Raw genomic sequence first — 16,503 nt, 5'->3', positions numbered from 1 at the left:
GTTTTACGTTCTTGAACGTACCACCCACACCTTATCACCTACAACCTAAATGACATATTATTGAAAGAAGTTATCTTAGAAGAACAAACAACAGTCTGTTTGCTTTGAAAGCTTCGGATGATTAGTACTACTCGACTGTGCTGTCGCCAGCTTTACATCTGTAGCCTATCAACGTAGTAGTCTTCTACGGTCCTATATGGAATTCTCATCTCGTGGCTAGTTTCGCACTTAGATGCTTTCAGCGCTTATCTATTCCCAGCGTAGCTACTCTGCAATGCCCCTGGCGGAACAACAGATTCACTAGAGGCTAGTCCAACCCGGTCCTCTCGTACTAAGGTCAGCCCCACTCAAAATTCCTACGCCCACAACAGATAGGGACCGAACTGTCTCGCGACGTTCTGAACCCAGCTCGCGTGCCACTTTAATCGGCGAACAGCCGAACCCTTGGGACCTTCTCCAGCCCCAGGATGTGACGAGCCGACATCGAGGTGCCAAACCTCCCCGTCGATATGAGCTCTTGGGGGAGATCAGCCTGTTATCCCCAGCGTACCTTTTATCCTTTGAGCGATGGCCCTTCCATGCAGAACCACCGGATCACTATATCCGTCTTTCGACCCTGATCGACCTGTATGTCTCACAGTCAAGCAAGCTTATGCTATTGCACTCCGCGTACGGTTACCAAGCGTACTGAGCTTACCTTTGAAAGCCTCCGTTACCTTTTTGGAGGCGACCACCCCAGTCAAACTACCCATCAAACAATGTCTCCCGCTTAGCGGGATTAGACACCGAATACAGAAAGGGTGGTATTTCAACGTTGGCTCCACGACGCCTAGCGACGCCGCTTCAAAGCCTCCCACCTATCCTACACATCCTGTATCCAATGTCAATGTTAAATTGTAGTGAAGGTGCATGGGGTCTTTCCGTCCCGTTGCGGGTACCCGGCGTCTTCACCGGGACCACAATTTCACCGAGCTCATGGCTGAGACAGCGCCCAGATCGTTACACCATTCGTGCAGGTCGGAACTTACCCGACAAGGAATTTCGCTACCTTAGGACCGTTATAGTTACGGCCGCCGTTTACTGGGGCTTCGATTCAATGCTTCTCCTTGCGGATGACATCCCCTCTTAACCTTCCAGCACCGGGCAGGTGTCAGGCCTTATACCTCATCTTTCGATTTTGCAAAGCCATGTGTTTTTGTTAAACAGTCGCCTGGGCCTTTTCACTGCGGCTGACATTGCTGCCAGCGCCCCTTCTCCCGAAGTTACAGGGCCATTTTGCCGAGTTCCTTAGCCATGATTCACTCGAGCACCTTAGAATCCTCTTCCCGGATACCTGTGTCGGTTTGCGGTACGGGTTTTTATAACCTGAAGCTTAGCGGTTTTTCTTGGAAGTCTGATTACCTGCGCTATCCACTCACCCGAAGGCTTGCGGTACTATCGACTTTCAGCTAGATCGGCGGATTTGCCTACCGTTCCATTACCTACTGTCTTTAACGATCTATTCCGTCAGATCGCGGCAGTGTCACTACTCCGTCCCCACATCGCAGTTATAAAAAGTACTGGAATATTAACCAGTTGTCCATCGAATTTCCCCTTCGGGTTCTCCTTAGGTCCCGACTGACCCTGATCCGATTAGCGTTGATCAGGAAACCTTATCCTTTCGGTGGGCGGGTTTCTCTCCCGCCTTATCGTTACTTATGCCTACATTTGCTTTTCTAGAAGCTCCAGCACCCATTACCAGATACCTTCGCTGCCGCTAGAATGCTCCCCTACCGATATATTTCAATCCCATAGCTTCGGTGTACAATTTAATGCCCGTTTATTATCCATGCCCGATCGCTCGACTAGTGAGCTGTTACGCACTCTTTAAATGAATGGCTGCTTCCAAGCCAACATCCTAGCTGTCTGTGCAATCGGACCTCGTTAGTTCAACTTAACTGTAACTTGGGGACCTTAGCTGATGGTCTGGGTTCTTTCCCTCTCGGCGCGTGACCTTAGCACCCCGCGCCTCACTGCAGATCATATTTCATAGCATTCGGAGTTTGTCTGGATTTGGTAGGATTTGACTCCCCCGCACCCAATCAGTAGCTCTACCTCTATGAAACTTAATATCCACGCTGTTCCTAAAAACATTTCGGGGAGTACGAGCTATTTCCCAGTTTGATTAGCCTTTCACCCCTACCCACAGATCATCCGGAAACTTTTCAACGTTTATCGGTTCGGTCCTCCAGTACGTGTTACCGCACCTTCAACCTGTCCATGGGTAGATCACAAGGTTTCGCGTCTACCCCCTCTGACTATACGCCCTGTTCAGACTCGCTTTCGCTTCGGATCCGTGCCTGAAGCACTTAACCTTGCCAGAGAGGAGTAACTCGTAGGCTCATTATGCAAAAGGCACGCCGTCACACCACTTGGATGCTCCGACCGCTTGTAAGTACACGGTTTCAGGTTCTATTTCACTCCCCTGTTCGGGGTTCTTTTCACCTTTCCCTCACGGTACTGGTTCACTATCGGTCTCTCAGGAGTATTTAGCCTTACCGGATGGTGCCGGCAGATTCCCACAAGGCGTCTCCGACCTCGCGGTACTCAGGATACTGCTAGACTAGCATTCTATACGTGTACCGGGCTATCACCGTGTATCGCTGGGCTTCCCATCCCATTCCACTTCTGTTTGCTAATGCCACGTTGCAGTCCTACAACCCCACCTATGCCGTAACATGGATGGTTTGGGCTCTTTCCCTTTCGCTCGCCACTACTCAGGAAATCATTGTTATTTTCTCTTCCTCTGCTTACTTAGATGTTTCAGTTCGGCAGGTTTGCTCATTATATGTGACTGGTCTTCAACCAGCCGGGTTGCCCCATTCGGAAATCTTCGGATCAATTCCTATTTGCAAATACCCGAAGCTTATCGCAGCTTATCACGTCCTTCATCGCCTCTGAGAGCCAAGGCATCCCCCGTGTACTCTTTATTACTTTCTTCTACTCATATGCCTTTTGCGCCATATGGTATGCTTTTTTTGCTCTTGTTATGATGTCTCATGCTTATCGGTCCCTTGCGGTTCCTTTAAGCGAGCACAAACACAACAGTCGCCTATTGTTGTTTGCTCTTCTTTTTTAACTTCTTCCAATATGTCAAAGAACTTTACTGAGGCTGAAGGTCGAAGGTATAAAGGTAGAGGGTTTCATTGTCCCCTGCCTAAGCTCCGTTTCAGCTTCGTTAGTCAAAAACCGCGGTCTCGAACCGTTTCATATACCTTCAATATATGTGCCCCATGGCGTTTCTTTTTTCTTTCAATCTGTCAATGATGACCACCGATCCCGGTGATGTGTTTTCTTAATGTGGAGAATAACGGAGTCGAACCGTTGACCTCCTGCGTGCAAGGCAGGCGCTCTAGCCAGCTGAGCTAATCCCCCAGGATTATTAAAGTAGTCCCGTCCAGATTTGAACTGGAGACCCCTACATTATCAGTGTAGTGCTCTAACCAGGCTGAGCTACGGGACTGTCTGTTAGGTTGCTTATAGTTGCGGGTTAGTATATTACCGCTACCGCTTCCTTTGCTTACCTAGCTTTCGTTCCGATGACCCTATCGTTAAGGACAACCGTCATTTCTTCTGGGTGTTTCTTCTTTTTTCTCTTTTTTGAAATATCATGTTGCGCAGTGAGTAGTCAACTCCACTCCAGAAAGGAGGTATTCCAGCCGCACCTTCCGGTACGGCTACCTTGTTACGACTTAGCCCCAGTTATCGGTTTTACCCTAGGACGCTCCTTTCGGTTACATACTTTAGGTACCCCCAACTTCCATGGCTTGACGGGCGGTGTGTACAAGGCCCGGGAACGTATTCACCGCGTCATTGCTGATACGCGATTACTAGCGAATCCAACTTCATGGGGTCGAGTTGCAGACCCCAATCCGAACTGTGAATGGCTTTGTGAGATTCGCATCATATTGCTATGTAGCTGCCCTCTGTACCATCCATTGTAGCACGTGTGTAGCCCCGGACGTAAGGGCCATGATGACTTGACGTCGTCCCCTCCTTCCTCTCTGTTTGCACAGGCAGTCTGTTTAGAGTCCCCACCTTAACGTGCTGGCAACTAAACATAGGGGTTGCGCTCGTTGCGGGACTTAACCCAACACCTCACGGCACGAGCTGACGACAGCCATGCAGCACCTAGTTTCGTGTGATTGCTCACTGATCCATCTCTGGATCATTCACTAACTTTCAAGCCCGGGTAAGGTTCCTCGCGTATCATCGAATTAAACCACATGCTCCTCCGCTTGTGCGGGCCCCCGTCAATTCCTTTGAGTTTCACTCTTGCGAGCGTACTCCCCAGGTGGAACACTTAACGCTTTCGCTTAGCCGCTGACTGTGTATCGCCAACAGCGAGTGTTCATCGTTTAGGGCGTGGACTACCAGGGTATCTAATCCTGTTTGATCCCCACGCTTTCGTGCCTCAGCGTCAATAAGACCATAGTAAGCTGCCTTCGCAATCGGTGTTCTGAGACATATCTATGCATTTCACCGCTACTTGTCTCATTCCGCCTACCTCTAGTCCATTCAAGCCCATCAGTATCAAGGGCACTGCGATAGTTGAGCTACCGTCTTTCACCCCTGACTTAACAGGCCGCCTACGCACCCTTTAAACCCAATAAATCCGGATAACGCTTGGATCCTCCGTATTACCGCGGCTGCTGGCACGGAGTTAGCCGATCCTTATTCCTTCGGTACATTCAGCTAGATACACGTATCTAGGTTTATTCCCGAATAAAAGCAGTTTACAACCCATAGGGCAGTCTTCCTGCACGCGGCATGGCTGGTTCAGAGTTGCCTCCATTGACCAATATTCCTTACTGCTGCCTCCCGTAGGAGTCTGGTCCGTGTCTCAGTACCAGTGTGGGGGGCCATCCTCTCAGATCCCCTAGTCATCGTCGCCTTGGTGGGCCGTTACCCCGCCAACTAGCTAATGACACGCATGCCCATCTCCATCCCATAAATGTTTGATCATTGGATAATGCCATCCTGTGATTTTATGCGGTATTAATCCGGATTTCTCCGGGCTATCCCCCAGATGAAGGTAGGTTGCATACGCGTTACGCACCCGTGCGCCGGTCTCAAAGAAGCAAGCCTCTTCTACCCCTCGACTTGCATGTATTAGGCCTGCCGCTAGCGTTCATCCTGAGCCAGGATCAAACTCTCCATTGTAAAATGTGTTGTAAGATTCTGACCAGTTTTAACTATCGTTAAAAATAGTCTTCTTTTGTTTTGTCCGTTGGACATTGACTTTAAAATGTAATAAGGAACTCTGTACTTGAATTCGTACTTCATTACCCCACTACGCATCATTGACATCTCTTTTAAGAACTTATCGACTATCGCCTCACGGCATGTCTTTATATATCGTCTCGCTTCAGTTGGGCGTGAGTCTTGATCGTCTCTCCCCTGTTTCCGCTCGTCTCAATCTTTTTGTTTCCCGTCTTCCGCGACATCCGCCGCTCGACTTTTTCTAACCCTTCCTTTCGGTTGGGAGTGCAAAGGTAGAAAACTTTTTCGAACTTCCAAATAAAATAATTTTTATTTTTTCGTCCCCCGTTTTCTTTCTGCTTTTCAATTCTCCGCTCTTTCAGGCGGCTTCCCGTTTCTTCCGAACCGGGCTGCAAAGGTAGCGATCTTTTTCTTTTCCGCAAATTTATTTTAAAGTAAATTTTTGGCCTTTTCCACTCTCATCTATCAACCAACCGGCTTTTCAATGCAACCGTTTCCTCCGAAGCGGGATGCAAAAGTAGAAAAAAATCCGCTCCCAACAAACCTATAATCAAAGAATCGAAACAGATTTTTATAAAACACTGACCGTCAGATCAAAAAAATAACATATTAAGTCAAACATCTTAACCACTTGTATGTTTAAGCGCTCATCAAGCCCTTATAATATTATAAATATTAATAAGCAATCCTTTTAAAAGCGCTGCTAAAAGAGGAATTTTTATCTTATCCTATTATAAACATATGGTCACTTAATAACGCATACTATAAAAGAGGATATTAAAAACGAATACTGAGATTGACTTCTCAATCAGCACCAGGTTTCTCAAAAATCGAATAAAACACGCCGCGATAAGACAATTACATAAAAGTCAGAACTAAAAATTAAAAAAATATCTAAGTTTGATTGATGGGAAAAATCACTTACTTGGTCATCATAATACTCACCCTTGCTGCATGCAGGAAAGACGAGCGAATTACAGCGGATTCAAACGTAACCCTTGATTTTTCTGAACAAAATATTTCTTTTGATACGGTATTCACCTCGGTTTCGTCAACTTTTAAAAATGTCAAAATCAGAAATAGGAACGGTAAAGCCGTCAATATCTCTGAAATCAGGCTGGCAAACGGAGACACCTCTGCATTTAACATCAATATTAATGGAGAGCGCACAAATAATAAAAATAATATTGTGATCAATGCGGGGGATTCAATCAGTATTCTCATTAAAGTCAGCATAGATCCGAATAGCAAGATTCAACCCTTTCTAGTTGAAGATTCGATTTTACTAAATACCAATGGCAGCAGACAATCTATAAAGCTACTCGCCTATGGTCAGAATGCCGTCTTCATTCACAATCCATCTATTGAGGTAAATACTACCTGGACTGAAGGATTGCCCTATATAATTAGTGGGACAGCAACTGTAAAGAATGGTATCTCTCTTACCCTTATGCCTGGTACAAGGCTTTACTTTCATAAAGATGCAAGGCTAAATGTTGAAGGCAGCTTAATAGTTAATGGTTTGTTGGATAGGCCTATCATTTTTTCAGGAGACCGCCTGGAAAGAATTTATTCCAGTGAACCGGGCCAATGGAATGGAATATTGATAGAAAAAACAGGATCTGCTATAATTAAACATGCCAGGATAATGAACGCCATTGTTGGAATAACCTCGGACTCCCTATCAACCAATACCAGTCCTAAACTGCTTATCAGTAATAGCATTATTAAAAACATGCAGGTAGCTGCCTATATAGGACATCACTCGGAGTTGATTGCATTCAACAATCTATTATATAATTGCGGGAATTACCTGATTTACGGGATTGGTGGCGGTAATTTCAATTTAAAGCAGAATACATTTGTAGGCTTTAATTCAAATTTTGCCCGTAAAACTGCTGCAGTAACCTTATCAGACTTCATCTCCGGGAGATCCTATAACAATCTCAATTTGAATCTAACCAATAATATCATTTGGGGATCATTAGAAAATGAGTTGGATATACAAAACAAATCTAGTGCTGTTGTCAGTTCAACGATCTACAATAATCTTATAAAATCATCGCAGCGAAATTATGCCAGTAGTGGCAATCTGCTAAATGATGATCCAAAATTCATCTCAGAGGGAATGGAGAATTTTCAACTGCAAGATAATAGTCCTCTATTAAGGAGGGGATATGATCTTCGGTCTGATGCGTTTTATGGAAATTACTTAAGCTTGGATTTGGCCAATATGCCGCGTCTGTTTCCATCGACTTTGGGATGTTTTGAAAAAAAATGATTTTTTTCCTTTTGCTAAAACAAATTCTGTATTACGCGGTTTATATATTTGAGAGCGTTAATTTAGATGGTAAGGGTCGATATTTCTTCAAAAGAATATCGGCCCTTTACTTTTTAAACACTTTAATTTTATATGCTCAAAACTTAGCATTTGTGAAAAAATTTAGATCTGTAAAATAAAAGCAGCCTCAAATTAATGAAGCTGCTTTTAGGTATCAAGTCAGAAAAATGTTTTTATCTGTAAAGTGGAAACGCACTAACCAAATTTACAACTTCAGCTTTAACTGCATTGATATTCATCTCATCATCAGGATTGGTTAACACCTGGTCGATGAGATCAACAATTTTTTCCATTTCAGCCTCCTTTAATCCACGAGTGGTAATGGCAGCTGTACCAACACGAATGCCTGAGGTTACGAACGGTGATTTATCATCGAAAGGAACCATATTTTTATTCACGGTGATCTCTGCTCTTTCCAAGGCATTCTCAGCAGCTTTGCCGGTGATGTTTTTATTTCTCAGATCGATAAGCATCAAGTGATTATCTGTACCCCCTGAAATAATTCCATATCCTTTGGCCACAAAAGCCTTAGCCATAGCCTGGGCATTAGTAGCAACCTGTTTAATGTAAGTATCGTATTCATCGGTTAGTGCCTCACCAAATGCAATTGCCTTAGCGGCAATAATATGCTCCAAAGGACCACCCTGTGTTCCGGGAAAAACAGCCATATCAAGTAAATTACTCATTAACCGAATATCTCCTTTTGGCGTTTTCAATCCCCATGGATTTTCAAAATCCTGCCCCATCATGATCATACCACCTCGCGGACCTCGAAGGGTTTTATGCGTCGTGGTGGTCACAATATGGCAGTGAGGAAGCGGGTTAGCTAGCAATCCCTTTGCAATCAGTCCAGCGGGGTGTGAAATGTCTGCCAATACTAAAGCACCGATTTTATCTGCTATTGAACGGATGAAAGCATAATCCCATTCACGTGAATATGCAGATGCGCCACAAATGATTAATTTTGGTCTTTCTGCCAAGGCAACTTCTTCCAGCTTTTTATAATCAATTAAGCCGGTCTCTTTATCTACTCCATAAAAAAATGGTTGGTACAGTTTACCAGAGAAGTTAACAGCAGAACCATGTGTTAGGTGCCCACCATGCGAAAGGTCAAACCCCAATATTTTATCCCCCGGTTTCAACACTGCCAGCATAACAGCCGCATTCGCCTGTGCACCTGAGTGGGGCTGAACATTAACCCACGATGCACCGAACAATTTCTTTGCTCTATCAATTGCTATCTGTTCAACGACATCTACAACTTGGCATCCGCCGTAGTAACGTTTGCCTGGTAGTCCTTCAGCATACTTGTTGGTAAGTACAGAACCAGCAGCTTCCATCACTTGCTTGCTTACAAAGTTTTCAGATGCGATAAGTTCTAATCCGTGCTCTTGACGGTCAAGTTCTTTATCAATAAGTTCAAAAATCTGGGTATCGCGTTTCATCCTTATATAGGTTTGGTATTTTTCTGCAAAAGTAACAAATTAATTTTTAAGGCAGTAACCCAATCAGGGGAAATTAAGTGCTCAACCGAGGATGATTCATCATGAATTACCGATTCTCTAAACGTTAAGAACGAGGTCAATTCTAAATGATTGCAAATCTACTGTCCTCGGGCCTAAAGCGAGTGGTAAACAATCAGGTTAGCTAAGTGATTTTACCTCAAAATTATTGAAACCGCTACCAATGGTAATTTTCACTATTTGCTGCTGAAGCATCTCCAAAATTGCAAGAAAATTATAGACAAAATGCACTTTGTTTTCTGAATTTTTAAGCACTATCGCAAAGTCGATCTGCTTATTGATCTCCAAAAGGTTTGAGATAAAATATTTTTGCTGCTCAATGGTATATGGATACTGGATAACAGTATGCTTAACTTCTTCCACCCGCAAGCTATATTTTTCGACTGTCCGGTGGTAAACAGTGAGCAACTTATACAAATCAAGCGACAGTAGCTCATCCTGATGAGAAGAAGATGCTGCCACTAAAATCAGATCCTGTTCGATATTCCCCCTCCTTTCCTGTAACATTCTGCTATGCTCTAGGACTTTCATTTCTTCGGCAGCTGATTTGAACTGTTTATACGCAATCAGCCTAGCAATCAAATCTTGCTCGGAACTAATTTCATTACCTGCATCATCTATTTCGATCCGAGGCAACAACATTCTAGACTTAATGCGCATCAAGCTAGCCGCTATGAGAATAAACTCACTGGCTACCTCCACATTCAGAGCAAACAACTGATGAATGTAAGACAAAAAGTCATTCGTGATTTTTGAGATCTCGATGTCATGAATACTCAATTCATCACGTTCGATAAAGAATAAAAGTAAATCAAAGGGACCTTCGAATACAGGAAGTTTGATCTTAAAATTATCTGTTTGCATTGATACAAAAATACCAAATAGCAGCTGGATATTTTAGTTTAAATAGCGACTGAACGCAGCGGTTAAAATGAACTGCTTAAAATATAAATGGTTTGCCTTGAATCTAGATGAAATAAATACTCTCTTAGATTATTGACTACAGACTTTCTGATTTTAACCACTCTTCCTTGGGAATTGTATTCATCAGCGATATTATCTCCAATCTTAATCCTGTTTAATTTAATTACTGGTGTTGAGTGCGTTATATTTTGCATGATGTTTCTTTTTTTTACTAAGTTGAATATTATTTGACATGTATTAAATTTTAGTAGACCAGAGTAAATACCCTGTCGAAGAACGTATGGCAAATGTAGATAATAATTACAATAATCGCAAGACATGTATTTTTAATAATACATCACTACAATCAGCTTGTTTTGATTATTCTTAAATAATCTTTATTCGAAACCTCGGTCGACAGGCCCTAATTGGTTGATGACGATTTTTCTTTTGTATTAGAACAAAAATCCCTTACTTTGTATCTTGTTTTTTACCCAAATCTGAATGCAAGTTAAAGCTGGCCCCCTATTATCTAAAATCAACTATCCTGCTGATTTAAAGCAACATAACGAGTCTGACTTAGAACAAATAAGCCAAGAATTGAGGCAATATATCATTGATATTGTGAGCGTAAACGGTGGCCATTTTGGGTCCAGCCTAGGTGTTGTAGAGCTGACGGTTGCATTACATTATGCCCTGAATACTCCCTACGATAAATTAGTATGGGATGTAGGGCATCAGGCTTATGGCCACAAGATACTCACGGGCAGAAGAGATTTGTTCCATACCAACCGCATATACAAAGGCATAAGCGGTTTTCCGAAAATCTCCGAAAGTGAGTATGACACATTTGGCGTAGGTCACTCATCCACCTCGATTTCGGCTGCGTTGGGCATGGCGGTTGCCTCTCAACTAAAAGGGGAAAAAGACAGGCAGCACGTGGCAGTTATTGGCGACGGCGCATTAACAGCAGGATTGGCCTTTGAAGGACTCAATCATGCAGGGATTGAAAATAGCAATGTGCTGGTGATCCTTAATGACAACTGTATGTCAATCGATCCTAACGTTGGGGCTTTAAAAGAATATCTGACAAGTATTACCATATCAAAATCTTACAATCGTTTCCGTGACGATATTTCCAATGTTTTGGCAGGGCTTTCTAAACTTGGTCCTAATGCACATAAATATGTCAAGAAAATTGAGAAAAGTATAAAAGGAACGCTTTTAAAGCAAAGCAATTTGTTTGAAGCGCTAAATTTTAGGTATTTCGGTCCCGTTGACGGACATGACGTGAAACGCTTAGCACAAACCATAAAAGATTTATCAGCGATACCCGGCCCAAAATTATTACACTGTGTAACCGTTAAGGGAAAAGGATTTGCACTTGCTGAAAAAGATCAAACCATTTGGCATGCGCCGGGGCTTTTCGATAAAATAACTGGAGAGATCAAGAAAAGTATTCCAATTAAACCTCAGGCTCCGAAATATCAAGATGTTTTCGGCCACACAATGGTAGAATTAGCGAAGTCGAATGCAAAAATTGTTGGCATCACTCCGGCCATGCCGTCTGGGTCATCATTGAATATCATGATGAAAGCAATGCCAAAGCGTGCTTTCGATGTGGGCATCGCGGAACAACACGCAGTAACATTTTCTGCCGGTTTAGCCGCGCAGGGTTTAGTTCCGTTTTGCAATATATATTCTAGTTTTATGCAACGGGCTTACGATCAGGTAATTCATGACGTAGCTATTCAAAAGCTCAATGTTGTGTTTTGTTTGGACAGGGCCGGCTTAGCGGGAGCAGATGGGGCTACACATCATGGTGCGTACGACATTCCCTATATGAGATGTATTCCAAATATGATCATATCCTCACCGATGAATGAGGAAGAGTTGAGAAACCTGATGTATACCGCGCAGCAGGAAAACATGGGGCCATTCGTGATCAGATACCCCCGTGGAAATGGCGTAATGCCAGATTGGAAAAGGCCTTTCAGGGCTTTGGAAATTGGGAAAGGGAGAAAAATTTGTGACGGAGATGATGTAGCGTTGCTGACTATTGGTCATGTTGGAAATTTCGCTGTAGAGGCACGTAATGAACTAAACAGTGAGGGCATTTATCCAGCACATTACGATTTGCGATTCGTAAAACCTTTGGACCAAGAACTTTTGCACGAGGTTTTTAGCCGGTATAAGCATGTCATCACTGTTGAAGATGGCGCATTGCCAGGAGGAATAGGGTCAGCAGTACTTGAATTCATGGCTGACAATGGTTATAACTCAAAAGTGATACGTTTGGGTATTCCTGATCAGTTCATCGAGCACGGCGAACAGGCGGAACTATGGGCAGAATGTGGTTATGACAAAGCTTCAATCATCAACACGGTAAGATCGGTTGGGTTTAAAAGAATCACAGATAGCATGGTTGGTTAATATCTGTAGGAGATGATAAGCAAACGGATTCCATTCGTAGCAGGCTTAACTGCTGGGCTGCGAATCAATCCAGATCATCCAGCAGCTATCTGATAATGATCAGGCCGGGCGTTCTTAAAGCTTGTTCGTTCGAAAAAATTAGTCAAACCATACGCTCAAAAACTTTAGTAATCCAAACCCCTTTGATGAAACCAGAACTACCTAATAAATAGGCAGATCCAACTCCATTTCTCTTATATAACCTATGATTCCGCCTTCCAGACTATATAGATTGTTCATACTGTAGCGTTCCTCCAGAAGTCTGATGGCCGATTTACTCCGGCCGCCCATTTTACATAAAACGACAACTCGCGCATCGCTGGAAATTTTTTCCCGGTTATCCAAGATGGTGGAAAGTGGTATTAACTCACCGCCGATGTTGACAAATTCATACTCCGAGAATTCCCTGACATCGACAAGCTGTACATCTAATCCCTGCTTTTGCCAGTTTACTAACTCAATAGGTGTTATTTCTTTGATTTTCTTTTCAATAGCAGAAACGCCACAAAATTCCTCATAATCAATTAGTCCGCCTTTGAGGATTGAATCGTTGGTAATATTTTTTTTGATGTTATAGGTCATTGATTCAAAGCTCAGGGCATTGAATGTATAGAACTTTCCGCTCAGAACATCCCCCACCTCTGCGATCACTTTGATTACCTCAAGGGCCTGCATGCTTCCTATTATTCCTGGCAAAACACCTAATACCCCCGCCTCCGAACAATTTTGGACGGTGCTCGGGTCTGGAGGAATCGGAAAGAGATCACGGTAATTTGGGCCGCGGCTGCCATCACCATTTAAATAATTAAATACAGAAACCTGACCTTCAAACTGATAAATGGAAGCATAAACATTTACTTTGTTGAGAATAACACAGGCATCATTAACAAGATACCGAGTTGGGAAATTATCGGTTCCATCTGCAATGACATCATAATCTGCTAATACTTCCAAAGCGTTTTCAGAGTTGAGTTTGATATCATGCACCTTAATATTAATGTATGGATTTAGTGCTCTTAACCTGCGCATCGCTTCAACAGCTTTTGATTTACCCACCGCATTAATATCGAAAATCACCTGACGCTGCAAATTGCTATCTTCGACAACGTCACAGTCTAATATTCCGATGGTACCTATTCCAGCTGCCGCTAGATATAGTAAAACCGGACTGCCCAAGCCGCCAGCGCCAACGACCAGTACCTTAGATCCAGATAGCTTTTCCTGAGCCGCTAATCCGAAGTCCGGAATAATAATGTGCCTGTTATACCGGGAATATTCCTGAGGAGAAAAATTGATCTGTTTCATATCATTCTCCCTTATAATTGCCTCCTGCGATAGCAGGAACTATACTTATAATTGAGAATTCACTCACATCAGTTTGAAGATTATTTAAACTTTTAATATCATCCTGGCCAACAAAGACATTCACAAATGAACGAACTCCTCCTGCCCCATCCAGCAAATGCTTTCTTATTTCAGGAAAGGTGGATACTAGATTAGTGATGATTCCGGAGATATTTGCGCCCGGTATTGATATTTTGGACTGGTTGTTTGTATATTTTCTTAATGGTGTTGGAATAAGTATTGTAGCCATATTAATTAATTTTTATTTTGATCTCTGTTAATTGTTGTTCATCTTCTTTCAACACCCACGCCCGCATTTCCCTTAGTCCTTCCCGACCTACTGAAACGATTATATTCACAAAATTCGGCATGGCAAAATCCAGGTCTTCCCGGGAAGGGACTGCAGGCTGGTTGGGGTGAGAATGAAATACTCCTAATAGCAGTACATTATTCTTCTCAGCAAAATCTTCAGCTGATAAATAGTCTGCATCACTGATTCTAAATGACTCGCTTTTATTTTCAAAGGAATTGTTTTTCACTTCCTTTGCCAGGCGAATAGCATTTTTGTCACCCCAGAAAAAACCGCAGCATTCCTTTGGAAATTCATTGATTGCAATTAACCCTATTGCACTGGCAGCACTACTTTTAATGTGTATTGAGTTCATATTTGGAACCGCCGATTATCTTTTCTACTAATTTGTATTCTTCTGTACCGATCAGGGTATGGGTTAAAAGGTTAATAATTTCCCTAAAATTATCATCATGTATTTCGTCCAAATCCGGATGATTCGGATCAAGACCCCATTTCAAAATGTTTAGCGTATCATGCGAGTCAACATTTTTCAAGGAATCTGCAACGCAAGTCTTCAGGGTTTGCAGCAACCATTTTCTCGCAGCTGATTCATTTTCGCTCCACTTAAATTCAGCAAGGCGAGTGAGCAGTAGCTGTTTGCTTACAGGCAATATTCCGGAAATGATAATATCTTCTTCATCATTTACCTTTTTACCCCGATTTTCATATACGTTAATCAGTAAGTTGAGTTCATGCGGTTCTGCCCAATCTAACTGTCCCCTGAAAAATCCTTCTCTATACCCCAAGGGATTACCTTTAAAGGTCACGGGTATCTGTTTCCGATTTTTTAATATATTATATAGGGCGACTTCGAGACTTTCTACCGGCCACTCCAGGTTCTTGACGATCAAAAAAACCGATTTATCCGGCTGTGCATGAATAAGGGCATTCAGCATTAAGCAGGAAGCCTCTGACACATTTTGAGCAGTAACATATTTACCCGGGCTGTGAATGGAAAAATGGTCAGCATTATCTACATCTTTGAATTCAATATTCATCAAACTGTTATCCAAAATATGCGTAAAGCGGACCATTGAATACAGTACGTGGCTATTCTTAGAATGGGCATCTAATAGGAACTCACAAAGTTTCTTGGTTGCTGCATATACCTCTGATGTGAAATACCTGCTTGCTTTACCGGTAGAAGAAAATACGCATTGCTTTACAGAAAATGTCTCCTCACATGCCCTCACTACATTTAAAGTACCAAATACATTATCCATTATCGCCTCAACTACATTGTTCTCAGCATAACCCGGGCTCCTCTGTGCAGCGGTGTGGAATACGAAGTTTGGATGGTAATGATCAAAACAGGATTTTAAACTTAGCTCATCGCAAATGTTACCCTCAATAAAAACTAACCTATCATCATGCATCAAGGGATTATCAAAGGGTTTTTTATCGAAAACAATTACAGATTCAATGTCGAATCTAAGCAACATCTCTACCAGGCAGGAGCCCACGCATCCGGATCCACCGGTGACCAGACAAATCTGGCCTGAAAGCTTTTCGTTTAATTTATCCTCTTGAATGCTTAAAATTCTATCCTGGGTAGATAAAAAAGGATCAGCATCCAATCTACCGGTTGCCTGATAAGCTTCAATGAGCTCAGTGGTAAGCAAAGTTAGCGCATCAAAAGATTCTGGATTTTTGTAATCCGGTGACAACTGCCATATTCGATCATAAAGAACACCTATCGCTTCATTATCACTATAATTCATATCACTAGATCATTAGGAGTTGTCAAGGTAAATAATGAGCTACTGCCGATAATTTACTTTTAGCTAAGGTATCCTTTAACTGATCTTCAGCCAATAGCCCTTTACTACTAAGCATCATTGGATCTTAATAAAACCGGTATGGGAAGCCGTTTATTTACAGTAACACGCCTAAGTTCTCATAGGGAACGATCACTACATGAATTATCATGACACTTGGGAGAATACCTGGCTATTTAAAGTGTATAAGAGATTATTTTTGATGGCTTAATCCGGTGTTATTTAGCCACTAATACCTTAAGAATGCCGGTTTGAATCTTGTTTGGAAAATGCAGCAGCATACAAGTTCATAAACATTGGCCTTAAAGGGCCATTGCCAATCCTATTAAATTGGTGATAATTTGTATCATCATATTAAAGGGGAATTTGAGGATTTATCATCTAAAAAGGCCACAACAGCTAAATGATTTAAACTGAAAGCTGAACTAGATTTAATATACCATGGGGAATGTTTGTCTCCCCAACAGAAACGAGCTAAAGAAACTCACTTCAAAGGAAAAATTATTTCAAAACCCATTATAGTTTCCC

Annotated in this window: 8 protein-coding genes, 2 tRNA genes and 2 rRNA genes; 2 read left to right on the top strand and 10 right to left on the bottom strand. The window is 42.5% G+C overall.

Annotated elements, in window-relative coordinates; all coding sequences use genetic code 11:
* Window positions 1-102: 102 nt before the first annotated feature.
* From AC3ITD_RS21070 to AC3ITD_RS21055, 4 genes are all read right to left on the bottom strand, one after another.
* Window positions 103-2,979 (bottom strand): 23S ribosomal RNA (locus AC3ITD_RS21070).
* A 361-nt stretch (window positions 2,980-3,340) separates the two neighbouring features.
* Window positions 3,341-3,414 (bottom strand) — tRNA-Ala (locus tag AC3ITD_RS21065).
* Between the two features lie 13 nt (window positions 3,415-3,427).
* Window positions 3,428-3,502, bottom strand: a tRNA-Ile gene (locus AC3ITD_RS21060).
* A 180-nt stretch (window positions 3,503-3,682) separates the two neighbouring features.
* Window positions 3,683-5,202: ribosomal RNA gene (locus tag AC3ITD_RS21055) — 16S ribosomal RNA — on the bottom strand.
* The 16S and 23S rRNA genes sit together here with 2 tRNA genes alongside, the layout of an rRNA operon.
* Before the next feature lie 967 nt (window positions 5,203-6,169).
* Here AC3ITD_RS21055 and AC3ITD_RS21050 point away from each other — a divergent pair.
* Window positions 6,170-7,543, top strand: a complete 1,374-nt coding sequence (locus AC3ITD_RS21050; protein ID WP_489362656.1) for a hypothetical protein — start codon at window positions 6,170-6,172, stop codon at window positions 7,541-7,543.
* A gap of 233 nt (window positions 7,544-7,776) precedes the next feature.
* On the opposite strand, the gene glyA is transcribed toward AC3ITD_RS21050, so the two are convergent.
* Both glyA and AC3ITD_RS21040 read right to left on the bottom strand, forming a co-directional pair.
* On the bottom strand, window positions 7,777-9,048 hold the full coding sequence (gene glyA, locus AC3ITD_RS21045) for a serine hydroxymethyltransferase (RefSeq protein ID WP_489362655.1): 1,272 nt from the start codon (window positions 9,046-9,048) through the stop codon (window positions 7,777-7,779).
* Window positions 9,049-9,246: 198 nt separating this feature from the next.
* Entirely contained in the window at window positions 9,247-9,990 is a 744-nt protein-coding gene (locus AC3ITD_RS21040; protein ID WP_489362654.1) for a segregation and condensation protein A, read from the bottom strand.
* 543 nt (window positions 9,991-10,533) lie between these two features.
* Here AC3ITD_RS21040 and dxs point away from each other — a divergent pair.
* Window positions 10,534-12,462 (top strand): 1-deoxy-D-xylulose-5-phosphate synthase, encoded by a 1,929-nt coding sequence (gene dxs / locus AC3ITD_RS21035; RefSeq protein ID WP_489362653.1) that lies wholly within the window; start codon window positions 10,534-10,536, stop codon window positions 12,460-12,462.
* Window positions 12,463-12,663: 201 nt separating this feature from the next.
* Here the strand turns inward: dxs and AC3ITD_RS21030 are convergent, their stop codons facing one another.
* The 4 genes from AC3ITD_RS21030 to AC3ITD_RS21015 are packed head-to-tail and all read right to left on the bottom strand — an operon-like array spanning window position 12,664 to window position 15,918.
* Window positions 12,664-13,806: a ThiF family adenylyltransferase gene (locus tag AC3ITD_RS21030; protein ID WP_489362652.1), complete on the bottom strand. Its 1,143-nt coding sequence runs from the start codon at window positions 13,804-13,806 to the stop codon at window positions 12,664-12,666.
* 1 nt (window position 13,807) lies between these two features.
* On the bottom strand, window positions 13,808-14,095 hold the full coding sequence (locus tag AC3ITD_RS21025) for a MoaD/ThiS family protein (protein WP_489362651.1): 288 nt from the start codon (window positions 14,093-14,095) through the stop codon (window positions 13,808-13,810).
* 1 nt (window position 14,096) lies between these two features.
* Window positions 14,097-14,510 (bottom strand): M67 family metallopeptidase, encoded by a 414-nt coding sequence (locus AC3ITD_RS21020; protein ID WP_489362650.1) that lies wholly within the window; start codon window positions 14,508-14,510, stop codon window positions 14,097-14,099.
* The gene (locus tag AC3ITD_RS21015) at window positions 14,491-15,918 is read right to left on the bottom strand and encodes a polysaccharide biosynthesis protein (protein WP_489362649.1); all 1,428 of its coding nucleotides are present in this window, start codon (window positions 15,916-15,918) and stop codon (window positions 14,491-14,493) included. The genes AC3ITD_RS21020 and AC3ITD_RS21015 overlap by 20 nt, the downstream gene beginning before the upstream one ends.
* Window positions 15,919-16,503: the final 585 nt, after the last annotated feature.

The sequence above is a fragment of the Pedobacter sp. KH_004 genome, assembly GCF_057840755.1.
Note: the sequence above shows the minus strand (reverse complement) of the source record. Positions and strands in the feature narration are given on the sequence as shown.